Genomic DNA, 26,034 nt, shown 5'->3' with positions numbered 1-26,034 from the left:
TTGACTTATAAAAATACGCATACGGTATACATGCCACGCAAAGCAATCTTCAACCGAAATCAGTGGGAATGGAAAAAGAGAGAGATAATTGTGATGTTAAAGAATACGCTAACAACTACTGCAAAGATAAACCTAAAACTTGCCCTTGTAGCAGTACTATATTTATTTCTATGCCAAAAAATATTATACATGTTAGCGCAGGAAGCATATTTATCAGTAGCAAATCAATTTGAAAAATATCCATATATGCTTGATATGATTGCAACTGACTTAAAATTAACATTACAAAAAATAGAACTTCAAAAGCAGAACATAGAACTAGCACTTGAAATACCCAAACAATATGAAAATAAAACGGATTATAATGGAAGCATTTTAAAGTCTAAAGAAACAATAATAACAACCTCTCAGAAAGAGATTATCAATCACATCGAATCTTTACCAATTAAAATTTCAGAACAAAATGAATCTCTGTATTATTTAAGTTTTTATGACAATGAAATAATCTATACCTTTAATAAATTAGATGAAAAGTTCATTAAAGAAGCTGAAATAGCAAGGATTTATTCAAATGATTGGTGCGAAATTGTTGATGTTTGCTTTAAAAAAGCTAAATTAGAAGGAGAAGCATCAATCTCACCAGTTTACATAGACCCTTACACAAATAAACATGTAATTACAATTTCGGTACCGATTAAACAAAAAAAATCTATAAAAAAGAAGAAAATGTAAATAACGTTTATTTATTAGTTGATTTTAACATTGAAAAGTACTTATCTACATACTCTATGGAAGTAGAAGATAACAAAAAATCAGAAAACATAACAACACTAAAAATAGTTCAAAAACCACTAAAAAAATCATATATAGATTATTTTATTGAAAAAACAACCAACCAAATAAATAATTTTGGAATTGATGTAATCGTCGAGTACAAAACAGAAATCAATGAGAACTTTCACATATTAATTTCCGTAAATAAAATTAAAGCATTGCTTAGGCGTTTTACTGTCTCTCTTAGTTTGCTTTTATTTTTCGGCGTGACATTTATTATAACAATTCCATTTGTTATAAAAACTTTTAAAAGAAAAAAAACAGTAGAAAGCATGGCTGTTACTGATAAACTAACCAACTTATACAACAAACATATATATGACAGCGATACATTTAATTTTACAATAAAAGAACAACATTCTATTGTGTTAATAGATGCCGATGATTTCAAAATAATCAATGATAATTATGGCCATAGTGAAGGAGATAAAGCTTTAAAGTCTATAGCTTATTCAATGAAACATTGTTTTAGGAAAAACGATTTATTGATAAGAATAGGAGGTGATGAGTTTTTAGCAGTCCTAAGTGTTTGCAATGAAATAAATGCCCATGAAATTGCCATTAAATTGCAGGATTGTGTTTCAAAAAAATCAGCTACATTACCATATTCACTTTCAATCTCTTTTGGTGTAGCCGATAGTGCTTATTACAATAATTTCGAAGAATTATTAATAGCTGCAGACAAAATGCTTTATTTAAATAAAATGTCAAAAAAAAGTTATCACAATGAATATTAAAAACCATAAAATCCTTATAGTCGATGATTCCCAAACCGTTATCTATGCATTGAAAGGCATGCTTAGAGAAATGGGAGTTAAAGAAAATAATATAATGTGGGCCAAAGAAAGTAAAAGTGCATTAAACCTTCTAAAATTAAACAAGTTTAAAATTGTCCTATGTGATTACAATTTAGGTTCAGGATTAAATGGTAAACAAATTCTGGATGATATTAGACACAACAAATTACTTAATTTCGACTCAATTTTCATTATGATTACAGGCGATTCATCATCTTTTGTTGTTAGGTCAATAATAGAATTTCGACCTGATGATTATATTTTAAAACCATTTAGTAAAAAACAACTACAAGCCAGAATTAAAACTGCTTTAGAAAAAAAAGATAAATATAAATCACTCTATGAGGCAGAAATTAATCAAGATATTTCAAATGGAATAACATTATGTAAAGAATTAATTCAGAAAAATATGAATATGACAGTTGTAAATCAATTTACTGGACGTTTTTTGCGAATGCAAAAAAACTATAGCCTTGCTATAGATTTTTATAAAGAGCTTAGTGACAAAGATAAAGATGAATGGGCTAATGCAGCCTTATGCAATACCTATATTGAACATGGTAACTATGATGAAGCAGAGAATTATTTAACTAATATAAAAAACTCTCAAAATGAAACCAGTATACCCTTACTTAATATTTCTAGTAAATTAGAAATTTGCAGAGAGGATATACCTGCTGCAATTAAATACCTTACTTTAGCATCTCAGCTAACTCCCGGTAACGCCGCAAGAGAATTAGTCCTTACTAATCTATGTATAGCTGCAGGGGATTTTTACAGCGCAGAAAGTAAATATTCATTATATAGAGAGTGCATTAAAAACACTTTTAGAGAAGATTTTTATTCAAAAGTAAATGCAATAAGACTAAAGCTATTCAGGATGAGTCAACTGTGCAATAACAAAATAAATTTTGAGAAAAATTTATTTATAAACAATAATTTATTAAATGAATTAATTAGTGAATCCAGCACTGAACTTGAAAAAAATAGCGTAGAGATTTTAATAATACATTTAAGTATAATGAAAGGAAATCTTTCAGTTGCGATACCACACTTTTTAAACACATTAAACACAATAGAACATACTGATTTTATGACAAATTATCACATATGCCTATTGTGCAGTTTATTATTTTTCGAAGAATACTTCCAGAAAAACTTTAAATATACTTGTAAATCAATTGATACAACCTCAATAGAAGACGAAAAGTTTTTTATTAATCAAAGTCAAAAATCCATATTAAATAACTTAAAAAAAAATCATCAAGAAAATATAAAAAAATTTTTAACCTATTACATACAAGCAATTATTTTATAAAAAATAAAAACAAACAAAAAGCTCTATTATTATTGATTAGAATTCATGAAAGAAATCCATTCCTTCATGAGATTTCATTTAAAATAGTGGAATTACTTATTGATACATGGCCTCATGGCATGAGTCAATCTTCAGTTTTTCAAATTATAGAAAACTGTCATAATTGCGTTATTAACATAATGCCATCCAGCCAAAGAATATCCAGGGAATACGAATCAATTTATAAAAAAGCCATATCCAATATTAATTTATTACAATATAAGAATTTAGCATAATGAAAATAATTTCAAAAATCCCAGAAAAATATTACTTTTTAATATTTAACACCTTTTGCATTTTGTTATTTATTTCCTTTTTTTTATTAAGTTACTCCATTAATAAACAAGAAAAATTAGATCAAATTGTGAAAATGCTGAACATTGAAATAAATGAAATAAATGAAATACAGACAGAAATGAATAGTGTGATCCGTAAAAAAATTGATACGACTTCAGCTGCTAGTTGCAACGATGAAATGACTAATCTATTAGATTTAACAGTTTTGGAAAACCCAACAATCAGAAGCCTAAGCATTATCAAAACTGGTGAGAATTTAAACGTATGCTCATCCATGTCTTACGTCTCAAAAGACATGGATACAATAAATGCTTTACTAAGCTTCCGTAGTGGATTCTCGGTATCAAAATCATTATTAACACCAGAAAAACCCATTTTGGTGTTTAAAGAGAGGTATAAAAACTCCTATATTATAGCTATTGCAGAAACCTATAACCTTCAAAATATTTTAAATTTTGAAACTATTTCCAAAGATAATCCATACAGATACTCCTTAACTATCAGCGATACTAAAAATGAAATTGAAATAATAGGTAATAATGATTTTAAAAGCAAAAACAATGTAACAATAATAAACGAAATAATAGGCAATAAAGATTTTAACAGTAAAGAAAATGTAAAAATAACAAATGAAATAAAATTTAAACCTAATGAAAAATTAGAAGCCACGCTTAAAATTTACAATCCAACTAACGAAATTTACTTTTTCTTAAAAGAGTATAGTCTTCCTTTCTTAATATTATTTTGTTTTTTAATTCTAATTACAAAAAAAATTGACAAGCATTTAATTGATAGATACTTACTTATTAAGGGTATGATTAATCATGAATTTGTACCATTTATACAAAAAATTGTTTTTTCGGAAAATGGAGAAACTATCGGCGGTGAAATATTGATGAGATGGAACAAAACTGGAAAAGGCATAGTGATGCCAGGCGAGTTTATTCCACTAATTGATAAATGTGGACTATCGGTTCAATTTAGTCAATATATATTAAGAGAGGTAAAAACTCTATTAATTGATAATATAGATACAATCCCTAAAGATTTTAAAATCAACATAAACATACCGCCAGCATATTTAGGCGATAAAAACATCATTAAGGATTGTAAATCATTTTTACACAATTTAAGCAACATAGAACTAACTTTAGAAATAACTGAATTTGAAAACATTATATTTACAAATGAAATGGTTGAAACTTTGATTTCCATAAAGGAACTTGGAATATTAATAGCAATAGATGACTTTGGTACTGGATTCTCATCTTACTCTTACTTACAAAATGATTATTTTGATGTTTTAAAAATTGACAGGATTTTCATAAATAACATATCAAATAACATTTCAAACCAAAATATTGTACGCAGCTTAGTTGAACTATGCTCTAAACTTAAATTAAAAATTGTTGCAGAAGGTGTCGAAAATAATCATGACTGCAACATGTTAAGGGAGCTTGGTGTGATTTATCAGCAAGGTTGGCTCTGGGGAAAAGCGGAGACATTCAATTTTTTCATTGATGAATTACAGGAAAAGTAGCTATTAAAAAATTTATATTATATATTATTAGTTGATATTAATTTATATCTTGGTAAATAAACATTACCATCAACGTCAAGTACATGTTAATGTAACTAACGTTCAATCAAAGACTAGTTATACTCCATCAATAAGCATAAAATAGAGTACTAGATATCTTTAAAGCAGCGAATAGAATTGAATTTAAAATCAGCATAGCAGAAATAATAATTTAAATTTAGCACAGAAAAAACCCCTTCAGTGTATAACTCATAATCACCAAACATAGCTTTTGTTAATTGTTTAATAATTGGTGACTGCGGATTGTTTAGAACAATCTGCTCATAATACTCATCATTTTTCAATTTATCAAAATCAACTCTCTTTGTTTTTACATGTATAGTGTGGTTTTCCTTTGAGTAAAAATAACTCCCTGTAACAATGACTTGGAATTGTCCATATGTTTCATCTTGGATTTTTTGGATTGAATAATAGTAATTATGTTTATCCATAAGTGTCAATGTTGTAGTTATTGTTGTTTTAGTCCCTTCCAAATTATAACTATTTTCTATCCTTTGAAACGTTCCGGTCGGTACATTTTCATACAACTCTACTATACCAGTATCAGAGGATATACTGGTTAAATAAATTTCTGTAGACATATAAGTGAAAATACAAAAATTTAAAAAAATAAATAAATAAATAATTAACTTCATTATCTGCAACCTTTAAAATCCAACGTATATAACAATTCATCTTGATTGCTAATTACCCTTGATGAATGTTCTCTTTTTTGAAAATCTAAGCATTCTAGAATATATTTTTTTCCGGAGTCTCTAAAATTTAAAAATTTTATTATCGAAACTGAACTAAATAATTTATCAAAGTTTAATATCTCTACAATTTCATTTAAACTCAACAAGCCACTTCTGTATTCCTTAAACTCATGCTCTAATAAAATCTTCTTTATTTTTGCATAATCTCCCATACCACTAACTATAATATACTGTTTATCACCACTACTTTTATAAATTTCAAAAACAGGTTTAGAATTAACTTTCACGTCATTATACTTTTGGAGTAACAATAAATTTGCTACTAATAACAAAGCAACTACAATATATCTCTTCCTAAAATTTAAGATTATCCGCCACCTAAAAAAACCCTTTACCGCAGAAGTATATTTATTAAATTTCCTATCTACATTTATTTCCAATTGTTCATTTTTGTTACCAACCTCTATTTTATTCGATATCTCATGTGTAAATAATACGTCATTCAACTCTTCATTCACAAGGGTAACATCTGAATTTAAAGCAAAAAAATATCCACCTTTATCAGTAATAATAACTTCACTTTTATGTTGTTCCCTTATTATTTTACGTAAATTTGCGATTGCAACAGGAACAGAGTTAGACGATACAACTCTACCAGGCCACCCTATATTGGCTAGATCAGATTTTGAAATTACACAACCTTTTTTATAGTATAGCCTTTCTATTATCATCATTTCTGATAAAGCACATTTATATTTTTTACCACCAACAATTAAAAAACAATCACTGCCTTGCTTTTCCAAGAAAACTATCATGATGCCAGCTTAATTACCCAGTAAAATTACACTTATATAATTATATACCATTCGTATTTTTTCAAACAAGTATTTTAGTTTCTTTCGAAGTTTTATATTATTAATTTCATAAAAATGCAGTTTTAAACTGCCGCAATTTAAAACTCACATGCTTACATCTAATATTTATAAATATATCATTGACAACAAAAGATTACTCTACTACCAAATTAAAACAGTATCATAATGTCATTTTAGTCAGCCTTTAAGCGATAAATACCGGCTTACTTTCTGGAGCTTAGGATGACTCCAATCATCCAATGAAGCTATCTTGCCCCCCCTAACCAGTTTCAATGTTAAACCGACACCCAGTTTCAAATTTTTTTTGAAACTAATACCTGCCTTGATCACATTGTTTTTTAGTTAAACCTGCTTAAAATGCTGCCATTGAATTTGTATTCCTTAATGATTTGGAGCCGTTACATGAGTGATTTAAGTTTCTTCGCCAAAAAGCGCTACACCACTAAGGCCTTTGATCCAACTAAGACGATTCCTGCGGATAAAATAGCAGAAATCAAAACCTTATTGCAGTACAGCCCATCATCGACTAACTCACAGCCTTGGCATTTTGTGTTAGCGAGTACGGCGGAAGGTAAAGCGTTAGTTGCCCAAGCGACCGAAAACTATGCGTTTAATACCCAAAAAATTCTCGATGCTTCCCATGTACTCGTACTCTGTGCTCGTGCTCAACTAGATGAAGCACACTTACTGCAAGTGCTCGAGCAAGAAGCGAAGGATGGCCGCTTTGCTAATGAAGAAGCCAAGCAAGGCCAACATAATGGCCGTTCTTTCTTCGCTAATATGCATAAATTTGAGCTGAAAGATGCCCAGCATTGGATGGAAAAACAAGTCTACTTAGCGCTTGGCACTTTAATGCTCGGTGCAAGTGTATTAGATATTGATGCGTGTCCGATCGAAGGTTTTGATGCCACTAAAATGAATCAAGTCCTAGGCTTAAGAGAACAAGGTCTATGTGCCTGCGTGGTTGTCGCCTTGGGTTATCACTCAGAAAATGATTTCAACGCTAAATTGCCTAAGTCTCGCTTAGATCAAGAAGTGATCTTCACCGAGATCTAGTCCTTCACTCTATGTGAAAATAATCATGCCCTTGATTTTATGTGATATAAACAAGGGCATCATGTCTAAAACTATCCATCTCTTAACTGCCTTTCACTAAAACCTCACTGCTGTTAACGGCTTATTTACGCCGAGAAACCATCTAAAGTAGGAGTAAACCATCACGGTATTGCTCTAAAATTCATCTTTGCCTACACTTTGGCTCTGTGGCATAGTTTGCGGCTCAACTTAGTGAATGATCATTTATCGTCGCCTTTCGAGTCATCTTTGTTGCAGCACAGCGGTTTTATCGGCGCATTGGTAACACTCACAATTTAGGATGGGACAGTCAGTATGTTATTTGCCAAACCCTCACTCACTGAAGAATCTCAATCGATTCGAGTTGCAAACACTAAGGGCGATAACCCACTGATTTGGCCGTTGCTTACGGTTTTACAAGCTTCAAATCAAAGTTGGAAAATCCATCACTTAGCCACTGAATTACAAACCCAAGGGCTGATCCACCAGCTTGATGAAAATCCGGGTAACGATTTATTCAAACGTAACTTCCTGCTGATGAACGCCCTGTTTGAGCTGCAGGAAATATTACTGCCCAAGCAATGGCTGCAAGTCAAAGCCATGGAAATTCAAATCTTCCGCTTAGTACCATCAAACGTTAACCTGCTGATAATGCAAGATACTTCCCTGCGTGAGTATTACCTCGATTGGAATAACTACGACACCAGCGAAAACGTAGTACGAGAATTACTTGAAGCATTCTGGAGCAATTATAAGAGCTATATAGGCTTAAATATCAATCTGATGAACAAAGGTAACGCGCTGCGAGTTTTCGAATTAGACGAGAGTGCTACCGCCCGTGATATCCGCAAGCAATGGCGTCGTTTAGCACTTAAATGGCACCCAGACAGACCCGATGGCGATGCGGCGCGTTTTCGCGAGGTGTGCGAAGCTTGGCAGTCGCTTAGGGATATTGCGTAAGAATTGAGTCAGTGATGATGCAGAACTGGGCTTTAATCAACATGCACCGACTTAGCGATGCGATCCTGCCTACAGTCCTGCCAAATCTAAGGTAAAACTTCCATTGAGATCACAGATTTAGCCTACTAGCTTTATGCCAATTCAGTCATAATTAAGCCTTTCCACTTAACCTGAACCTATGTGTCAACGCTGGCATTTTGGCTAGCTTAACTCCTAGGTTGAAGCTCACTCTATCTATTATGTTGACCGTTGAATGTCAACGATAACAACGACTGACATTGTGAATTCAATCCCACCGAATTTGAGGAAACTATGATTAAACAATTAGCCTTGGCTGTAACCTTAGCGATTGCACCATTGAGCACCTTTGCCGCCAATTTTGTTGAAGGCACACATTACACTCAAATCTCGACCAAAGCGCCTAGCAGCGAACCAAAACTCACTGAATTCTATTCATTTTATTGCCATAACTGCTTCAATATGGAAACCAACTATTTGCCTGATATCAAGGCAAACCTCAACAAACAGATAAGTTTCGACAATAAGCATGTCGACTTTATGAATAGCGACATTGGCACCGAAGTGATGCGTTCATTAGCCGTGATCCAAAGCGTTGATAACAAAGACGCCTTAACCCATGCCATGTTTACCGCAATCCAAGGTGCAGAGGGCGCAAACGGCCACGATCACAGTGCACCTGGCCATCAGCACGAGCCGCAAATTAACAGCCGTGATGACATCAAAAAAGTCTTCGCCCAATTTGGTGTCGATGCTGCTAAATACGATGAATTAGCCGATAGCAAAAGCACTAATGAAAAGCTTTCCCTGTGGCGCACCCAGCAGAATGAATTCAAAATCGACAGCGTACCCGCCTTTATCGTGAACGATAAATATGCGGTAAATTTAAATAGCATCAAAACCTTAGATGAGTTAATTGGGTTAATTAACTACCTTGCTGTTGAGAAAGATGCCGCCCCCGCTAAAACCTCATCGGGTGGCAGTCTAAGCTGGTTATTTCTAATCTTCGCCGCCGCAATTGGTGTGACCCGTCAGCAACGTCTTAGCTAATTCAAAACAATTGTTGAAATAAAAAATGGCCTCCAAATTAGGAGGCCATTTTTATGCGTGTTCAATCCAAGTGATTGTTATAATCGCTCAATATGGGTTCTGAAGTTTATTACCGAATAAAATCAAGAATATGGCTCGCAGCCAAGACGAGATGTAGGATCAAGAAACCAATAAAAGCCTGCGCAAAGACTTGATGATAACCACGCCATGCCAGTGCTGTTGGCGTCCCTTGGACGATTAACCAAACTAGGCCCGTAATCCCTGTAGCCACCAGCAACAGCATGCCAATACCTTCTATGGCACTAAACAGCCCTTTACCACCAGCGACGGGGAATTTGCCTTTAGCAAGTCCAACAATATCTTGCTTTAACTGTACCCAATCGCCCGCCAACCAGCCAAAGTATTGGTGCCACTTGCCACGCAAGGTATTGCTGAGTAAAAAAAGAATCCCAAGCACAGTGCACGCTAAACCTAAATATACATGCAAATAATCCCAAAAACTGGCGTTATCGGGTATCCGTCGGCCCATAAAAATCCACGGACTGGAACACACGAGTAAAATAGTCAACACGACAATCCACACATGCAGTTGCGCCATAATGACTCGGCATAAGGAGCGAAGTTTAGTCATCATACTGATCATATTTAATGCTCCTTTGCCCTTGTGACTAAGGCATGCACACAGCTTTAAGGGCGCGAATAGAATAGGGCTAAATGAAGCACCGAAATTTGATATCAAGCTTAAGCGCTGTGGATCTGCTCACCAAACTCAGTCACTTTCTGCCAATCCGTGTATTCAACATTGGTAACAGGGTCCGTAGGTCCTTTTGTTAACCACATGATGAAACGGATAATATTTCTATCTAAAGCGTTATAGCCTTGGTAATTCAAGTTACCCCCAAAAACGCGCAGCAATTGTGGCCGCCAAGTGGTTTTACTTAAAAATGCCTGCATGTAAGGATTGGTCTCTGGGGTGTTTTTCTCGGGTTTACGTGCCACTAAGCTGACAGAGAAAAAACCACTGACCTTATCCGTCAATACGGCTTGATGCTTTTCAATAAACTCGTACAAACTTGGGTTATGTTTACCATGGCGAATACTGGCGCCTATGATGATTTTGTCGAACTCAGTGAGCACTGGAGCGGCCTTGATATCGGCAGTAACCACTTCATTACCCAAAGCCATTAACTGCTGTGCGAGCTTTTTAGCAATCTTTTGGGTCTGGCCGTGAACACTAGAGTAAATGATAAGAATTCTTTTCAATTTAGCCTCGATTAATCCCAAGCAAAATAACAATAAGCGGCCTAGAAAAGACGGTGTAGGCGACTTAATTTCGACTCTCTATGCCCGTTTGGCATATCAAATGACATCACAACGCTCAGACTAAATGCGCTAAAAGTAGCAATGGACACTCAGAGTCATTGGCATTCCAGTGGAATTTAACTTGGTATGCAAAAGTAAAATGACAATTAAGATATTTCATACTAGGTGATTTACCCGCCAATTTACATGAAATAGATCACGGGCTTAGCGCCAAACACCCCAAGTATATGCGGTAGTTTTAACTGCCTCACAAAAATAACGCCTTAGGTATATTCTCGCTTTAGCGTCTTTGTAACCTAGGGAGTTAATTCGCCTAAACATTGTTACAAAATTGAAAGGGATAAGTCACACCTTATATAGCCAACCTAAGAAAAAAGCATTAGCATTTGAACACTTATCGCCTGAGTCCCTTATCCATGAAAGCTATTCAAGCAAAAGATCCTAAAGCACTCTTGCTGTGGATGACCTTTGTTATGTCACTCGTGTTTGCCGTTTGGCAGGCATTGCTCAACAACTTCGTGATTGAGAAAGCCCAATTCACTGGTGCTGAAATCGGCATGTTACAAAGCCTGCGCGAAATCCCCGGCTTCTTGGCTTTTACGGCAATTTTTGTGCTGCTGCTCATTCGAGAACAAGCCTTCGCCCTGCTCTCGCTCGCCATTTTATGTATCGGCGTAGCGGTAACAGGTTTCTTTCCTCAGGTCATAGGCCTGTATCTAACGACTGTGTTGATGTCTGTCGGGTTTCACTATTTTGAAACCATCAACCAATCGCTAACGCTGCAATGGGTCGATAAAAAAGACGCGGCTGGATTTATGGGGAAAGCACTGGCGTGGCGTTCGGCGGCCGCTTTAGTCGGTTATGCCAGCATTTGGCTAGTAATGACTTGGTTGAAGCTGGACTACCTGCATATGTATTTGATTATAGGCGTATTAGGTCTCATCATTGTGCTAACCATAACATGGTATTACCCCAAGTTTGAGACAACGGAAATACAACACAAAAAAATCATACTGCGTAAACGCTATTGGCTCTATTACCTGCTCACCTTTTTTTCAGGTGCGAGGCGGCAAATCTTTATGGTATTTGCGGGCTTTATGATGGTTGAAAAGTTTGGTTATAGCGTCAGTGAAATCACTGCGCTGTTCTTAATCAACTACGCCGTTAATCTACTGTTTGCGCCTGCTATTGGTCGTTTGATTGGACGTATTGGTGAGCGTAATGCGCTTACTGTGGAATATATTGGACTCATCTTAGTCTTTATCAGCTATGCCCTAGTCGAACAAGCCCATATGGCGGCAGCACTCTACGTCATCGATCATTTACTGTTTGCGATGGCAATTGCGATGAAAACCTATTTTCAAAAAATCGCCGACAGCAAAGACATTGCCGCCACTATGTCAGTCAGTTTCACCATAAACCACATAGCGGCTGTGATTATTCCTGTGCTTTTGGGCTTATTATGGTTAACCGATCCCGCCTTTGTATTTTACATAGGGGCGGGCTTTGCCGTATGTTCGTTAATACTAGCGCTGAATGTTCCGCGCCATCCTGAACCGGGTAATGAAACCTTATGGTCTTGGCCAACTAAAAGTGCGAAATCAATCGCTAAAGTCGTTAAATAAAACGGCATAATAACGAACCAAAGAATTGGCTTAACGAGATGCTCAAACTAAAGAGATGATCATCTAAAGTGAGCTACAACCGAATGTAAGAGTTCACTAAGCCCACACCTCAACCACAGTGCAGGCTCAAGGATAAATAACGCGATGAAGGATTCAGATATTTTACTGTTGGCAGAAGAAGGCGAGTCAGCATCCGAGGTATCCGCTCGCAAAAAAGCCCTGCTACTTGGTCGCCAATTAGGGCTCGCCAGTGAGCAAGAATATCGCCCTGCGAACGCCTCAATAGCCGAGCGAGCTCAACATAGAGCACGCAAGTTATCGAGCGAATATCAGGCCAATGTGGAAACCATTTTTGCCTTAGCCCTCAGTTATACCCACTCAGATGTCACTGGGGTCGATCTTGATCCCGATTGGAGCCATCAATTTTTCTTGATGGCGGAACAAATCCATAACCGTAAGATGCAAGATTTATGGGCTCGGATATTGTCGAGCGAGATAGTCAATCCGGGCAACTTCAGTCTACGTACCCTAGCGCTGCTCAAGCAACTGACTCACAGGGAAGCACAAATTCTTGAAAAAGCCCTTGGCATGGCGGCGAAGGTAAATAACGAGCAGCGCCTAAAACTCATCAGTGGCTACCGCTTGTCAGGTGGGATTGGCCAGTATTTCCGTAAAACCACCTCAGTCAATTTAGGCTTATCCCAGTTTGGGCTGCCTTATTCCAGTATTTTGACCTTAGTCGATGCGGGAATACTTCACAGCAGTGAGTTCGAAACCGGCCTACTCAATAACAAAACACCGATTCAATTTGCCCTGCAAGGCATACAAATGAAGCTTACGCCCAAGAGCGGTAATCTGCTTTTTAGCTATTATCGCTTAACACCGATTGGTGATGAACTGGCCCAACTAGTACAGCCTAAGCCAGATCAAGAATACTTGAAGGCTCTACAGCTCTTATTTGCTAAAGACTTTAAAATAGAATAATTATCACGCCATAAAAAATTATGAATCAATGGTATAAGCAGTAAAACCCAGAAATAACAAAGGAGCCTAAAGGCTCCTTTTAAGCAAGATAAGGGCTAAATATTAAGCTAGCGCTTTTGCCTTATCGGCATTAATTACATTGATCGCCGTTAAATAATCGATTAATGCACGCACTTGAGTCACTAAATCGCCTTTGCTGGTATCTATGGTTAATTCGGCGGCTAATGGTGCTTCATAAGGTGATGAAATACCAGTGAAATTGCTAATTTCGCCACTACGCGCTTTCACATATAACCCCTTAGGGTCACGCTGCTCGCACACACTCAAAGGCGTAGCTACATGCACTTCAATAAACTGCCCCGCAGGAAAACGGGCACGAATACCATCACGTTCTTCACGGGTCGGGGAAATAAAGGCCGATAACACCACAAGCCCCGCATCCACCATCAATTTAGCCACTTCACCCACACGACGCAGATTCTCATCACGGTCTTCAACCGTAAACCCTAAATCTTTACACAGGCCATGGCGCACATTATCGCCATCGAGCAAATAAGTGTGGAATCCCGCCTCAAATAACGCCCGCTCTAGTGCACCCGCCAATGTTGACTTGCCCGCGCCAGAAAGTCCGGTAAACCAAAGTAGTACTGGGTTTTGGCCTTTCTGCTCGGCTCTGGCGGCTTGGTCTACAGGATGTTGATGCCACACGATATTTGTCATAAAAACTCCTCAATCCCCATGTTGACTAACCGCTAACATAAGGGCAATAAACTCAAGCTAATCACTAAAATGGAAAGATGATCGGCACCATAAATATCACTATCAGGGAATACAGCACAGATAACGGCAATCCAAGGCGGACAAAGTCACTGAAGCGATAATTACCCGCATTAAATACCATCAAATTGGTCTGATAGCCGTAGGGTGAAATAAAGCTCGCACTGGCACCAAAGACAACGGCCATAATAAAGGGCCTTGCATCGACACCGTAATTAAGCGCAATCGCGTAAGCGATAGGGAACGCCAGCGCCGCCGCTGCGTTATTGGTCACCAGTTCAGTCAGCAATAAAGTCATTAAATACACGCCGACAAAAGCGCCAAATACCCCATAACCGTTAATAACTGAGAGTAATCCTTGGGCTAAACTGTTCGCAAGGCCTGTACTCATCATCAAGTTGGCAAGCCCTAATGCACTCCCCACGATCACCACTAATTCCAATGGGAAACGGCGTTTAAGCTCAGCCAGTGTGACTGCGCCTATGGTAAAATAACTGAGCAGCAATATCACTAAACCTTTAGCCAAGGGTAATATGCCAGTGACACTTAGGATGATCGTTGCCGCAAAGCCCAGCAATACCCAACGACCACGACGACTGTCTAGACGCACATTCAAATCTAAGCCACTGATCGCTGCAAACTCTGAACTCAGCTTTGCGCTATTGCTAAAACCATCACCTGGTGTCAATAACAACACATCACCGGGTTGCAGAATAATGTCACCGAGTCCGCCTTTCAGCGGATGATTTCCGCGGCGAATGGCCATCACAGCCGCATCAAACTGTTCACGAAAACGCGATGCTTTCAACGAACTGCCCACTAAACTGGATGACGGTGCGAGTACAGCTTCAACTAAATTTTGTCCTTTGGCTTGATGTTTACCAAACCAATCTAAACCATCGAATTGGTGCAATAACTCAACCGATTCCACCGCGCCACTAAAGCGCAGCACGTCGTCCGCTTGCAACACTAACTGGGGCGGCACAGGGCAAATACAAATGCCACTGCGTTCTAATTCAACCAGATATAACTTTTTCAGCGCCCTAAGTTTATTATCCACCACACTGCGACCGACCAAGGACGAACCTTTCGCCACATGGGCTTCGAGCAAATATGGCAGCGCTTCTTCACCTGATTCTTCCCGTCTGTCGGGCAGAATGTTCGCCAGTAAGGTCAGTAACAAGATGCCTGCGACGACGATCACCACTGCAACTGGTGTAAACTCGAAGAACCCTAAGGCGGGTAAGCCGGCGTTTTCTACAAAGGAGTTCACAATCAAGTTGGTCGAGGTACCAATCAGGGTCAGTGTGCCACCTAAAATTGCCGCATAATTTAACGGCAATAATAACTTAGCTGGCGCGTGTGCTTGATTGCGGCGCACAACACCAATCAGTGATGCCACAACTGCAGTGTTATTGGTAAATGACGACAGTAAAGCCGTCGAAAAACCGAGCTTTGCCATTGTCATAGGCAAAGAACTATTGCCTATGACTTGACTCAACTTTCCCAGCAGGGACGTTTTTTCTAACGCCGTCGCGGCCAACACCAAGAGGACCAGCGTGACTAAGCCAATATTGGTAAAGCTTGTTAATGCGGTATCGAGCGCAACCATGCCAAGCAAATAACAGAGCAAAAATGCAAATAAAAACAATACCGCTGGATTGATACGGCCGCTAATTAAGCCAGCCACAAGCCCTATCAAAATAATCGCTAATAGCCACAAGTCACTCACAAATTAAGCTCCAAGCTTAGTGATATCTATCGCTTGCCAATGGGGGAAGTGTTTACGCACTAAGGCATTAAACTCGACTTCAAAGGCACTAAATTGTGACGCTGTTTGCTTGTTAACATGTTGACCCGACACCACCATAACCGCGGCAACCGTCGCATTACTCAGGCGGTCGATTAAAATCATTCCGCCCGTATCACGCACTAACGAATATGCATCAAACACTATGTCTTCGGTCAGTTCTAAGGTCACACGCGCAATCGCGTTTAACCCAAGCGTGTCCGTCGCACTGCGCGCTAAGGTATTAACGTCAACCACATAATCGATAGCAGTCACAGAGGCTTGCGTCTTCTTACCGGCCACTTTGATGTCGTATAACTGACCGAGTTGTAATGGCTTTTCATCCATCCACACTATGTCAGCGCTGATCACGTTAGCGACGGCAGGTGCAGAATCCGGTCTTGCCAGTAAATCGCCACGGGAAATATCAATTTCATCTTCCAGCGTGATAGTCACAGCTTGGCCAGCAACCGCTTCTTGTATGTCACCATCGAAGGTCACAATACGTTCAACCTTGCTGCGTTTGCCCGATGGCAAAGCGACTAACTCGTCACCGACATTGATGATGCCAGAGGCTAACGTGCCCGCAAAACCGCGAAAATCTAAGTGAGGGCGCGACACATATTGCACAGGGAAACGCACAGGCAATGAGCTGAGTTCACGTTGAGTATCAATGGTTTCTAGCAGTTCAAGCAGTGTACCGCCTTGATACCAAGGGCTTTGGGTGCTGCGCTCAACCACGTTGTCACCATTAAGCGCCGATAACGGCACAAAGTGGATATCGAGATTACCGAAATCTTTAACAAAATCCGTAAAATCGGCACGAATACGGTTGAATACTTGCTCGTCAAACCCGAGCAAATCCATCTTATTCACAGCAACAACAAAGTGACGAATACCCAGTAATGACGCGATAAACGCATGGCGCTTAGTCTGAGTCTGCACGCCGTAGCGGGCATCGACTAAAATCACCGCTAAATCACAGGTTGATGCACCCGTTGCCATGTTGCGAGTGTACTGCTCATGCCCTGGCGTATCGGCGATGATGAACTTACGCTTATCACTTGAAAAATAACGATAAGCCACATCGATAGTGATGCCCTGCTCGCGCTCAGCTTGTAGGCCATCCACCAGCAAGGCGAAGTCAATGGCTTCACCTGTGGTGCCCATCTTGGCGCTGTCGCTCTTGAGGCTCGCTAATTGATCTTCATAGATCTGGGCGCTGTCGTGTAACAGGCGGCCGATTAAGGTACTTTTGCCGTCATCCACACTGCCACAGGTTAAAAAGCGCAGTAAGCCTTTGTGCTGCTGCAGGGCTAGATATTCTTTCACACCATGGAGGGTAATTTCTGCCGCCATGAGATTGGTTTTATTGACCGCTTTGTCCATCATATTCTCACTCTTGATCTGCTTGGCTGAAAGTCGCGCTGATTAGCGCCACCTTCGCGAAATAGGGTTAACCCTGTAGAGATTAGAAGTAGCCTTGACGCTTCTTCTGCTCCATAGAGGCACTTTGATCTGAGTCGATCAATCGGCCCTGACGTTCGCTCGAACGGGTTAACAGCATTTCTTCAATAATCTTTTCTAGACTGTCGGCCTCAGAATACATGGCGGCTGTGAGTGGGTAGCACCCTAAGGTTCTAAAACGCACCACTTCTTCTTTAATCTGCTCGCCCTCGGCTAACTTCATCCGCTCGTCATCGGCCATGATTAACTGACCACCGCGCTCAACCACTTGACGTTTAGCAGCAAAGTACAAAGGCACTAACTCAATGTTTTCTTGATAAATATATTGCCAAATATCCAGCTCAGTCCAGTTAGATAATGGGAACACGCGAATACTTTCGCCCTTGTTTACTGCGCCGTTATAGGTACGCCATAATTCTGGACGTTGGTTTTTAGGGTCCCATCTGTGGTGACGGTCGCGGAAGGAATACACGCGCTCTTTGGCGCGGGATTTTTCTTCATCGCGGCGAGCCCCACCAAAAGCCGCATCGAAACCATATTGGTTAAGTGCTTGCTTTAAACCTTGGGTTTTCATGATGTCAGTGTGTTTCGCACTGCCATGGTCGAAGGGGTTAATCCCCTGCGCCAACCCTTCTGGGTTGATGTGCGTCAGTAACTCGAAGCCAAATTTCTTTGCCTGCGCATCACGAAACGCGATCATCTCTTTGAATTTCCAACCTGTATCGACATGCAGTAGCGGGAATGGGATCTTGCCTGGATAAAAGGCTTTACGTGCTAAATGCAACATAACGGAAGAATCTTTCCCGATGGAATACAACATCACAGGATTATCGAATTCGGCTGCAACTTCACGAATGATCTGGATGCTCTCAGCTTCCAGTTGTTGTAAGTGGCTTAGTTCACGCCCGGCCATACTATTCTCCGTTACCTTAAATTCGCCGTGTTACCACAGCATGGATTTGCTTAATTTGTTTAACTGCTTAATAGCTTTAACTGTTTGCGGCTTAATTTATCGACGCGCCCGAGACTCTAACCGATTGAGTCTGTTCATCGCTGACCTGAGTCGATTCAATCGCTTCAGGTTTGAACCAATGCAAGGTGTCACTCAGCGTGACGACTTCACCTATGATCATCAAAGCTGGCATTTGTAATTCTGGATCGGCGGCAAGCTGTTCAAGCTCACCTAAACGGCCGATAAAACGACGTTGCTCTTTAGTGGTTGCCTTTGACACTATCGCCACGGGTGTTTCAGGGCTTCGGCCCGCATCGACTAGACCTTGGCGAATAATGCCTGCGTTCAGAATCCCCATATACACGACTAAGGTATTGTTAGGATTAGCATAACCTTGCCAATCCATAGGGCGACTCTCTAACTGACAATGGCCAGTGATAAAAGTGACGCCTTGGGCATGGTCTCTGTGGGTTAGGGGAATTCCCGCATAGGCTGACGTGCCGCTGGCAGCGGTAATGCCGGGAACGACTTCAAACTCAACCCCAGCTTCAACTAAGGTTTGTAACTCTTCACCCCCGCGACCGAAAATAAAAGGATCGCCACCTTTAAGGCGCACCACATTTTTACGAGTGTAGGCTTTAGTGACGAGTAACTGATTAATCTCGTCCTGTGCGGCGCTATGCTTGCCCGCACGTTTACCTACGGCAATCTTCTCAGCGTCTTTGGGAATAAGATCGAGGATATCTTGGCTGACTAAAGCGTCGTATAGCACTGCATCAGCGGTTTTAAGGATACGCCATGCCTTTAACGTCAATAACTCAACGTCGCCGGGGCCGGCACCCACCAGCCAGACTTTGCCTTTGGCCGCTTGGCCCGGTAAAGAGAAAATTTCCATCAGAATCCCCAAGATCACTTTAGTCTGTAGAAATATAGCGCGTCTTATATTCCATAATAAATAGATAATAATTAGTTTTTATATCATTTAGATATAAAAGAATGAGGGATCACTCACTTAAAGTGGGGAAAACCTTAGGTTTCAAAATCAAAAATGCACTAAATTCAGGTTAACCTATTGAAATAAAAGTGACTTAATAAGATTAAGCTAATTGCATCAAATTAATTTCTGTCCGCTAAGTGCATAATTTTGGCACTATGTTATTGCCAAAAATTCTACCTAAACATGTCTCTATGGGACTAAAAATGGCTGACTACAAGATTTGTCATTAAGTGACACAGGATTTTTCCATAAGCATAAATTCACTTTCTAATGTTAAGCTGGAAATAACTATCTTTGTTGAGTACGACTGACAAATAAATAAACACATCAAGGAGGGCAGATGAAACCACTTTACTCAGGTATTGCATTGGCAGGGCTATTAGCCTGTACGGACATAAATGCCGAAGAATCATTAGTAAAAGGAAGAGTAAAAGATGAACTTGCCACGGCGGATCTACCTTTTGTGATTACGCCACATAAAGTGAATTACCTTTTACCAGTCACCTACAGCCCAGATCCCAACATGGCACCTTTCACCGAAGATGCAATACTCAACCCCTATTCATTAGATGAGTTTGAGGCTAAGTTCCAAATCAGTTTTAAATTTCCTATTTGGTACAATGTGTTTGGTGATAATGGCCATTTATTTTTTGCTTACACCAATCAATCCTATTGGCAGGTTTATAACAAAGACACTTCATCACCTTTTAGGGAAACCAATCACGAGCCTGAAGTCTTTATGCTGTTTAATAACGATTGGAAAATTGGCAGTGTGACCAATTCCTTTTGGGGGTTTGGTGCCGTACATCAATCGAATGGTAAAGCAGGGCCACTTTCCCGCAGTTGGAATCGCCTCTATGCCACTATGATTTTTGATGCAGGCCCACTCGCCTTCTCCACCAAAGTGTGGTGGCGTATTCCTGAAGATGAAAAAACAGATCCATATAAAGCCAGCGGCGACGATAACCCGAATATTGATGACTATATAGGTAAAGCAGAGTTTATTGGCGTTTATGGTATTGATGAACATAGATTCACTTTAACCGTTAAAACGAATCTAGAAGATATCGACAGAGGCTCAGCAGAACTGACTTGGAGTCATCCTATCGTCGGCAACTTACGCTTTTATACTCAATACTTTAATGGTTATGGCGAAAGCCTAATCGATTACAACTATCACAATCAACGTATTGGTATCGGAATTTCACTCAACGATATTCTATAAGAAAGATATACCCACTTGATCCCGCTGTTTAAGATTGTTTGGGTATATAAAGTGACTAAGTACAAAAATCGACCATAATTTGCTGCTAATCTACCAAACCTGCTGCTAAATTGCTCAGATGGACCTGAGTTTAGGGCTCAGCAGGACGATTTACATTGATCCGAATGGCATTTAAGCCGATAGTCGCACACCTTTTTGTGCCCTGAAGCAGCGCCTTAACATCATGGAGGAATATGAGTTTTAGCTACCGCAGCATAGTCATGCTACTCAGTGTCATTATTTTCGCGAGCTTACTTAAGCTCGCGTTTTTCGCTGTGCCAAAAGATAGCGCTGCACCAGTGCTGAATGCACAAGAGGTACGCCAAGATCTCTATGCCTTATTGGATCAAATCGAGCAACACTCAGCGTTTTATGCCTTAACGGCCGACAAAGCCAACCCGCAGCTTAAATTTATGGCTAGCCTTATTGTTGAACAGTATCAAGATATTACTCCCAATGATCGCTTTGCTGCTGAAGTCACTAAATTACTCAATACCCTCAAAGATCCAGGCGCTCAAGTGCATAACTTCGATGATCAAAGCGGCGATCTCCCGTTAACGCTAAGGCCAGTCAACGACCAATGGTTAGCCTTGGATAACGATAATAATCCAGTCAACAACGACTTCCCCTTTATCACTCATATCGATGGTTTACCTATGAGCAAATGGGTAGCGACCAGCCAAGCCTACTTACCTGAGCCGGCAAAACAGAGCCAAGAAATGCAGTTACCTTGGCTGAAAAAACTTAACCTACTGCGCGAAGACTTAGGACTCAGCATAAAGCCCTATGTGGTCATTACGCTAATTAATGATGACCAACAAAGCCAGCAGGTGACTCTCGCCCTGCCAAGCCATAACCCACAAACTCAATTAGCAACTATCAGTGAAAAAGACGAGACTCAAGATATTAATGTGCTCGAATTTATTAACCAATTATCTCAATTTGAGCGCACCGAATTTCAAGACATGCCAAATCAATTAGAGACGGTCAACAATACGACGGTCAAGCTTAAGATCAGCGATCTCTACGCCTTTGAATTAGATAAAGAACAACAGCAAGAACTGCTCAAAGGCATGACACATCCCTTACTGATCATTGATTTACGTGATTCCAGTGGCTTTAGTCCAAAATTATTGACTATGCTGTCGCGATATCAAGATACGGATTTAAATAACACTTTAGCACTTAACGTGATGGGATTTGCGCACTATCGCCGCTCACCAGAGCTGAGAAATGATTATCTACAGCCGCTCAATTTTATGCCTCTGGATGCGTTAGAGTACAGTCCTCCTAGGCTCAAATCTCTCACCCGTAACTTACCCTCTGTCGATAAAGAGAAATTCAGCCCTTGGTATGTTCGCACTAAGCCTGCGGTGGCTCCTGAAGGGCGAAATCGCTTAGCGCTACTCGTGAGTCCCCATTGTCGCCAAGAATGCGAGTGGATTGCCTATCGTACTAAATCTTGGTCTAGGGCAAATTTGATTGGTGAAAAAACCTCAGGCGACTTTGCACGTCAGTATCATTTCAAACTGCCAAACAGTGGATTAAACATAAGATTCAGCAGTTCGTTAACCTATGATGCACAGGGGCGACTCCTGTCCGGTATCGGGACTGAACCGGATATTTTGCTCCCTCAGAACAGTGATATTCAATGGCAAGGGCTCGTTAGTTTAATGCGCTCCGCCAAGCCCAAAGCGCAACTTGTTCTGCCAGCACAGCACACTAAGTTGGCTCAAGCTAAGCTAAATTAAGCCAAAAAAAGAGCCAGCAATCTGCTGGCTCATTTCAAACAAATATGAGTTTACTAACGCATTACTTCTTTTCAGTCGCTTTAGAATTGGCGACTGAACCTATGACCAAGCCTTGCTTATTCACATCGAAGCTCATTTGAACTCGCATGTTGTAATCTTTAAGCATTTGCATTTCTTCAGGGATCGGCTCACCGCTCATTTCTAACAGTGTTAGCACTGGCGTAAACATCTTGCCGTAATCAGCAGATAAGCTGTACATGCCATTCGCTGACAGTTTCTCGCCTGCTAATTTGTTAGCTAAGGCCAAGCCTTTATCACCGCTATACACCACTAAATGTTGACCTTTAATCGCCAGCATTGGCTTAACACCTAACTCTGGAGGCAACATCAATATTGGAGATAAATCAGTAGCATCGCCGTTATCGGCTAATTGCACTTCAGCCAGCATAGGGGCGAAAGGTTTCACCATATTAAACAACATGGATGGGTTTTCGGCGCTGAGGCTGACTAAAGCATCTAAACTTTCTAACTTAGGCTCTTGATCTTGTGTGCTCATTTTAAAATCGAGCAATGAAACGCTCATGCCTTTCACACCGTTAGCCATGCCAGTAAACATGCCTAGCATAGCTGGGCTCTGTTGGCTCAACTCAGCCTGCAACTCTGCCAATGGTGCACAGGTCAGTTGTGGCTTTTGCAGATCATCCCAAATAGCCGTTAATGAAGGGGTAATTTCATTGATATCTAAGCCTATTCCCATGGAGAAGATAGTGCTGTCGATATCCGCCAGATGCGATGGAATAAAACCACGCATCTTTTGCATTGCCGCAAGAATAGGTTGATTCTTCGTTTCGACAACAAATGAAGCCGCCATATGGCTTTCTTTTTCCGTCACAGAAAACGCCGTTAAACCAGCAACGGTACGCGGCCAGTTAGCGGCAATCGCAGTCAGTTCGGTACGACATTCTGGTGTTCTGATTTGAGCTAATGGATCTTCACCTGCACTTTCATCAGCAAAAAATTGATTCAGTTGCTTAGCTAGCATATTGCTATCTGCAGAGGTCAATGCCTTTACAATTTCCACATGGTTAATAAAGCTAATACTGTCATCTTTAAAACCATGGGTCTTAATAATATCTTCTAATATGCCAGAAGCGGCTAATGACTGCGGCGCCTTCTTAATACCAAATGCCATTTCTAATAACTCAGGCTCGGTAATAGAGGTGCTGAAAGTCATCGTTAATATGCCATCTTTCTGGGCAAATAGCAGTTCAGCTTTCTCTGCTGAGCTTTCATCCGATAGTGCATAAGCGCGATAATCAACATCGCCCACTTTACGCATTTCGTGGGTTACACCACTGTCTTTTTCGGCTTTATCTAATACAGCCCAAAATGCTTCGGCCTGATTAACATCAATCTTTAATACTGGCAAAGCACCTAAAGTATAAATATAAGGTTTAACTTCATCGGGGAAACCGAAGGTTTTTAACAGTAAGGCAGGATCTTTCATCCCATCCATATACTGCTGATAAATGCTAACGAAGAACTTGCCCATAGGGCTATCCTGCACACCGAGTTCATCAAGCGTATTACTTGGATATTGCTGATAATTTCCAGAAATAGACTGTAAATACGCTTTTAACGGGAAGGGTTTTAACTGGCCCGAAAATATCGGCGTATCGGCAGGCACATAGTCGAGCAAAGGATTAGCAGAGGCACTAGAACCCGCGCCATTCTGCATATACCAATAACCACCAGCACCTGCTGCAATAATTGCCGCGGCAATCACAATCTTTTTCATTTAAGAAACTCCATTTAATGACATTCAATTTTATGAAAACAATACCTAAAGAACTCACCTTAGGTATTTAAATATTTATCCGCTCTTACATATCCCTTATGCAGATAATGCAAAATCAGAAAACACAACGACTCAGCCCTACGCAATACAAACCCAGTTTAAAATGCTTAGGCTAAGCGAAACTAAGGTATAAAATTTTCCCGATAATTTAACATTAAACCGACACAGAAGCGAACAGGATAGGAGTTCGCAGCATTAAAAACGCATTAGAATTAACGTTTATTCAACATGATTCCAATCTTATTTCAATTCGGTAATAAAACATCTCAAAGTCATCGACGATTAAGCAAAGAACCCAATGACAAATTAAGCTCATCTCACTCAAACTACCTCACCAGAGCGTCATCGTGCTTCATGAACTTTTTTAAGCGTGACGTCACCTAGCTGGCGCATTTGCTTACGGATCCAAGCTGAGCGCTGCTGCACATAGGATGACGGTGGAGACACCTTATAGCGCCAAGGATTGGGTAAAATGGCTGCGAGTAATGAAGCCTCGTATTGGGTGAGTTTTGCCGCTGACTTTCCAAAATAATGCTTTGATGCCGCTTCGGCGCCATAAATGCCTGGACCAAATTCTACAATATTTAAATACACTTCAAGAATACGCGACTTATCCCAAGTCAACTCCATCAATAACGTAAACCAAGCTTCCAATCCCTTACGAAAGAAACTGCGACTCGACCACATAAAAAGGTTTTTCGCCGCCTGCTGACTTAAGGTACTTGCCCCGCGGACTTTGGTGCCTTTTTGATTGTATTTCAGCGCCGAACTTATCGCGGCTAAATCGAATCCAGTATGCTCAACAAAACGTTGATCTTCCGCAGCAATCACAGCCAATTGTAATTCGGGAGAAATTTGCGCTAAATCGCGCCATTGATGCCTGATCTCACCGATAGGAGAAGGTGGAAATAAGGCACGTTCGATACGCCAAGTCCACATAGGAGGATCGACGAATCGTAGTAGGATCACTAATAAAATTGAGCAAATAAATGCCCAAACTAATCCCTTAAATAACCAAGACAATAAACGACGAAAACCACGCTTTCGTCTCTGAGGTGCTGGGTCACTCGACTTATGAACACTTGGACGCCTGACATGATCTCGCATCGCATATAAAGGGGCCGTCATTTATACCATCTCATCCACACACTCTCATTTCTTGTTTCTCATCTATCCAGTCAAGCCATCCCATTGCAAGGATTCTTTGGGGCAACCTAGGCTTACAGAAAATATTCTAAAGCTTTACGCGAGTTGCAAGCTGATCATGCTACGAGAGTAAAGGAAACACCAAGGATATCTTACTCGATAATCAAAGATAGGTTGAGAAATAACCATAACAAGAACAAATCACTATTAGAGATTAACTGGGGTCGACTTAACTTGACCTCGGCAGCTTTGACGACAGCTGACCGAGGTAATGATGGCTGATTAACGAGAGCTAGCAAGTCAATCAAACTGCTTGATACTCGCAGGTGCGAGTCAGGTTTTCAACACTTTCACTGCATCCAATTAAGCCATATCGATACACAGCAAACCCAGCCCATAAATACCGATATACAACAACTTAACCTCATAAAAGACATGAATCATGTCAATTAACGTAGTAAAACGCTTCAAAACCATCTACGGGAACTTCAAAATATAGCGCAGGCTTAACCAATGTGCATAACTCTGTGAGTAAAAATGTACA

At 40.0% G+C, this 26,034-nt stretch carries 22 protein-coding genes; 11 read left to right on the top strand and 11 right to left on the bottom strand.

What is annotated here, in order from left to right:
• Positions 1 to 93: 93 nt before the first annotated feature.
• From HGO26_RS00590 to HGO26_RS00575, 4 genes are all read left to right on the top strand, one after another.
• Entirely contained in the window at positions 94 to 732 is a 639-nt protein-coding gene (locus HGO26_RS00590) for a PDC sensor domain-containing protein (protein ID WP_168822630.1), read from the top strand.
• Positions 733 to 788: 56 nt separating this feature from the next.
• Positions 789 to 1,571, top strand: coding sequence for a GGDEF domain-containing protein (locus HGO26_RS00585; protein WP_168822628.1), 783 nt, complete (start codon positions 789 to 791; stop codon positions 1,569 to 1,571).
• On the top strand, positions 1,561 to 2,949 hold the full coding sequence (locus tag HGO26_RS00580) for a response regulator (protein WP_168822626.1): 1,389 nt from the start codon (positions 1,561 to 1,563) through the stop codon (positions 2,947 to 2,949). The genes HGO26_RS00585 and HGO26_RS00580 overlap by 11 nt, the downstream gene beginning before the upstream one ends.
• 274 nt (positions 2,950 to 3,223) lie before the next feature.
• On the top strand, positions 3,224 to 4,825 hold the full coding sequence (locus tag HGO26_RS00575) for an EAL domain-containing protein (RefSeq protein ID WP_168822624.1): 1,602 nt from the start codon (positions 3,224 to 3,226) through the stop codon (positions 4,823 to 4,825).
• Between the two features lie 149 nt (positions 4,826 to 4,974).
• On the opposite strand, the gene HGO26_RS00570 is transcribed toward HGO26_RS00575, so the two are convergent.
• Positions 4,975 to 5,520, bottom strand: a complete 546-nt coding sequence (locus tag HGO26_RS00570; protein WP_168822622.1) for a hypothetical protein — start codon at positions 5,518 to 5,520, stop codon at positions 4,975 to 4,977.
• The gene (locus HGO26_RS00565) at positions 5,520 to 6,383 is read right to left on the bottom strand and encodes a winged helix-turn-helix domain-containing protein (protein ID WP_168822620.1); all 864 of its coding nucleotides are present in this window, start codon (positions 6,381 to 6,383) and stop codon (positions 5,520 to 5,522) included. Before HGO26_RS00565 ends, HGO26_RS00570 begins: the two co-directional genes overlap by 1 nt.
• Before the next feature lie 474 nt (positions 6,384 to 6,857).
• Here HGO26_RS00565 and nfsB point away from each other — a divergent pair, with 474 nt between their 5' ends.
• From nfsB to HGO26_RS00550, 3 genes are all read left to right on the top strand, one after another.
• Positions 6,858 to 7,511 (top strand): oxygen-insensitive NAD(P)H nitroreductase, encoded by a 654-nt coding sequence (nfsB, locus tag HGO26_RS00560; RefSeq protein WP_028761757.1) that lies wholly within the window; start codon positions 6,858 to 6,860, stop codon positions 7,509 to 7,511.
• Positions 7,512 to 7,844: 333 nt separating this feature from the next.
• On the top strand, positions 7,845 to 8,489 hold the full coding sequence (locus HGO26_RS00555; RefSeq protein WP_131524261.1) for a DNA-J related domain-containing protein: 645 nt from the start codon (positions 7,845 to 7,847) through the stop codon (positions 8,487 to 8,489).
• A 312-nt stretch (positions 8,490 to 8,801) separates the two neighbouring features.
• Complete coding sequence (locus tag HGO26_RS00550; protein ID WP_168822617.1) at positions 8,802 to 9,557, top strand: DsbA family protein; 756 nt, start codon at positions 8,802 to 8,804, stop codon at positions 9,555 to 9,557.
• Positions 9,558 to 9,666: 109 nt separating this feature from the next.
• Here the strand turns inward: HGO26_RS00550 and HGO26_RS00545 are convergent, their stop codons facing one another.
• Together HGO26_RS00545 and hemG are read right to left on the bottom strand one after the other, a co-directional pair.
• The gene (locus HGO26_RS00545; RefSeq protein WP_168823054.1) at positions 9,667 to 10,191 is read right to left on the bottom strand and encodes a cytochrome b/b6 domain-containing protein; all 525 of its coding nucleotides are present in this window, start codon (positions 10,189 to 10,191) and stop codon (positions 9,667 to 9,669) included.
• A 107-nt stretch (positions 10,192 to 10,298) separates the two neighbouring features.
• Positions 10,299 to 10,820, bottom strand: coding sequence for a menaquinone-dependent protoporphyrinogen IX dehydrogenase (gene hemG, locus HGO26_RS00540; protein WP_028761755.1), 522 nt, complete (start codon positions 10,818 to 10,820; stop codon positions 10,299 to 10,301).
• 476 nt (positions 10,821 to 11,296) lie between these two features.
• On the opposite strand from hemG, the gene HGO26_RS00535 reads away from it, so the two are divergent.
• Both HGO26_RS00535 and HGO26_RS00530 read left to right on the top strand, forming a co-directional pair.
• Positions 11,297 to 12,505, top strand: a complete 1,209-nt coding sequence (locus tag HGO26_RS00535; RefSeq protein ID WP_168822615.1) for an MFS transporter — start codon at positions 11,297 to 11,299, stop codon at positions 12,503 to 12,505.
• Between the two features lie 144 nt (positions 12,506 to 12,649).
• On the top strand, positions 12,650 to 13,489 hold the full coding sequence (locus HGO26_RS00530; protein ID WP_028761753.1) for a TIGR03899 family protein: 840 nt from the start codon (positions 12,650 to 12,652) through the stop codon (positions 13,487 to 13,489).
• Between the two features lie 102 nt (positions 13,490 to 13,591).
• Here HGO26_RS00530 and cysC read toward each other — a convergent pair whose 3' ends face one another.
• The 5 genes from cysC to cobA all read right to left on the bottom strand — a co-directional run bounded on the left by cysC (position 13,592) and on the right by cobA (position 19,369).
• The gene (gene cysC / locus HGO26_RS00525; protein WP_105251589.1) at positions 13,592 to 14,209 is read right to left on the bottom strand and encodes an adenylyl-sulfate kinase; all 618 of its coding nucleotides are present in this window, start codon (positions 14,207 to 14,209) and stop codon (positions 13,592 to 13,594) included.
• A 64-nt stretch (positions 14,210 to 14,273) separates the two neighbouring features.
• A complete protein-coding gene (locus tag HGO26_RS00520) occupies positions 14,274 to 15,998 on the bottom strand; it encodes an SLC13 family permease (RefSeq protein ID WP_168822613.1) in 1,725 nt (574 codons plus the stop codon).
• Between the two features lie 3 nt (positions 15,999 to 16,001).
• Positions 16,002 to 17,444: a sulfate adenylyltransferase subunit CysN gene (gene cysN, locus HGO26_RS00515; protein WP_168823052.1), complete on the bottom strand. Its 1,443-nt coding sequence runs from the start codon at positions 17,442 to 17,444 to the stop codon at positions 16,002 to 16,004.
• Positions 17,445 to 17,526: 82 nt separating this feature from the next.
• Complete coding sequence (cysD, locus tag HGO26_RS00510; protein WP_168822611.1) at positions 17,527 to 18,435, bottom strand: sulfate adenylyltransferase subunit CysD; 909 nt, start codon at positions 18,433 to 18,435, stop codon at positions 17,527 to 17,529.
• 91 nt (positions 18,436 to 18,526) lie between these two features.
• A complete protein-coding gene (cobA, locus tag HGO26_RS00505; protein WP_168822609.1) occupies positions 18,527 to 19,369 on the bottom strand; it encodes a uroporphyrinogen-III C-methyltransferase in 843 nt (280 codons plus the stop codon).
• 442 nt (positions 19,370 to 19,811) lie between these two features.
• Between cobA and HGO26_RS00500 the strand changes: the two genes are divergently transcribed.
• Positions 19,812 to 20,696, top strand: a complete 885-nt coding sequence (locus HGO26_RS00500) for a phospholipase A (RefSeq protein WP_113939007.1) — start codon at positions 19,812 to 19,814, stop codon at positions 20,694 to 20,696.
• 233 nt (positions 20,697 to 20,929) lie between these two features.
• Positions 20,930 to 22,486 (top strand): S41 family peptidase, encoded by a 1,557-nt coding sequence (locus tag HGO26_RS00495; RefSeq protein ID WP_168822607.1) that lies wholly within the window; start codon positions 20,930 to 20,932, stop codon positions 22,484 to 22,486.
• A gap of 61 nt (positions 22,487 to 22,547) precedes the next feature.
• Here the strand turns inward: HGO26_RS00495 and HGO26_RS00490 are convergent, their stop codons facing one another.
• A complete protein-coding gene (locus HGO26_RS00490; RefSeq protein ID WP_168822605.1) occupies positions 22,548 to 24,284 on the bottom strand; it encodes a hypothetical protein in 1,737 nt (578 codons plus the stop codon).
• Positions 24,285 to 24,686: 402 nt separating this feature from the next.
• Entirely contained in the window at positions 24,687 to 25,472 is a 786-nt protein-coding gene (gene mtgA, locus HGO26_RS00485) for a monofunctional biosynthetic peptidoglycan transglycosylase (RefSeq protein ID WP_168822603.1), read from the bottom strand.
• Between the last annotated feature and the right edge of the window lie 562 nt (positions 25,473 to 26,034).

It is taken from the genome of Shewanella oncorhynchi (assembly GCF_012584455.1).
GTDB lineage: Bacteria > Pseudomonadota > Gammaproteobacteria > Enterobacterales > Shewanellaceae > Shewanella > Shewanella oncorhynchi.
The sequence above is the reverse complement of the archived record's forward strand: the minus strand, read 5'-3'. Positions and strand labels throughout refer to the sequence as shown.

Excerpts from the sequence above, each read along its gene's own strand:
- cysN (WP_168823052.1), bottom strand. The coding sequence starts at position 17,444 with ATGGACAAAGCGGTCAATAAAACCAATCTCATGGCGGCAGAAATTACC.
- HGO26_RS00570 (WP_168822622.1), bottom strand. The coding sequence starts at position 5,520 with ATGAAGTTAATTATTTATTTATTTATTTTTTTAAATTTTTGTATTTTC.
- HGO26_RS00545 (WP_168823054.1), bottom strand. The coding sequence starts at position 10,191 with ATGATGACTAAACTTCGCTCCTTATGCCGAGTCATTATGGCGCAACTG.
- cysC (WP_105251589.1), bottom strand. The coding sequence starts at position 14,209 with ATGACAAATATCGTGTGGCATCAACATCCTGTAGACCAAGCCGCCAGA.
- cobA (WP_168822609.1), bottom strand. The coding sequence starts at position 19,369 with ATGGAAATTTTCTCTTTACCGGGCCAAGCGGCCAAAGGCAAAGTCTGG.
- HGO26_RS00495 (WP_168822607.1), top strand. The coding sequence starts at position 20,930 with ATGAGTTTTAGCTACCGCAGCATAGTCATGCTACTCAGTGTCATTATT.
- HGO26_RS00530 (WP_028761753.1), top strand. The coding sequence starts at position 12,650 with ATGAAGGATTCAGATATTTTACTGTTGGCAGAAGAAGGCGAGTCAGCA.
- cysD (WP_168822611.1), bottom strand. The coding sequence starts at position 18,435 with ATGGCCGGGCGTGAACTAAGCCACTTACAACAACTGGAAGCTGAGAGC.
- HGO26_RS00580 (WP_168822626.1), top strand. The coding sequence starts at position 1,561 with ATGAATATTAAAAACCATAAAATCCTTATAGTCGATGATTCCCAAACC.
- HGO26_RS00585 (WP_168822628.1), top strand. The coding sequence starts at position 789 with ATGGAAGTAGAAGATAACAAAAAATCAGAAAACATAACAACACTAAAA.
- nfsB (WP_028761757.1), top strand. The coding sequence starts at position 6,858 with ATGAGTGATTTAAGTTTCTTCGCCAAAAAGCGCTACACCACTAAGGCC.
- HGO26_RS00590 (WP_168822630.1), top strand. The coding sequence starts at position 94 with ATGTTAAAGAATACGCTAACAACTACTGCAAAGATAAACCTAAAACTT.
- HGO26_RS00490 (WP_168822605.1), bottom strand. The coding sequence starts at position 24,284 with ATGAAAAAGATTGTGATTGCCGCGGCAATTATTGCAGCAGGTGCTGGT.
- HGO26_RS00500 (WP_113939007.1), top strand. The coding sequence starts at position 19,812 with ATGAAACCACTTTACTCAGGTATTGCATTGGCAGGGCTATTAGCCTGT.
- HGO26_RS00555 (WP_131524261.1), top strand. The coding sequence starts at position 7,845 with ATGTTATTTGCCAAACCCTCACTCACTGAAGAATCTCAATCGATTCGA.
- HGO26_RS00550 (WP_168822617.1), top strand. The coding sequence starts at position 8,802 with ATGATTAAACAATTAGCCTTGGCTGTAACCTTAGCGATTGCACCATTG.
- HGO26_RS00535 (WP_168822615.1), top strand. The coding sequence starts at position 11,297 with ATGAAAGCTATTCAAGCAAAAGATCCTAAAGCACTCTTGCTGTGGATG.
- HGO26_RS00575 (WP_168822624.1), top strand. The coding sequence starts at position 3,224 with ATGAAAATAATTTCAAAAATCCCAGAAAAATATTACTTTTTAATATTT.
- mtgA (WP_168822603.1), bottom strand. The coding sequence starts at position 25,472 with ATGACGGCCCCTTTATATGCGATGCGAGATCATGTCAGGCGTCCAAGT.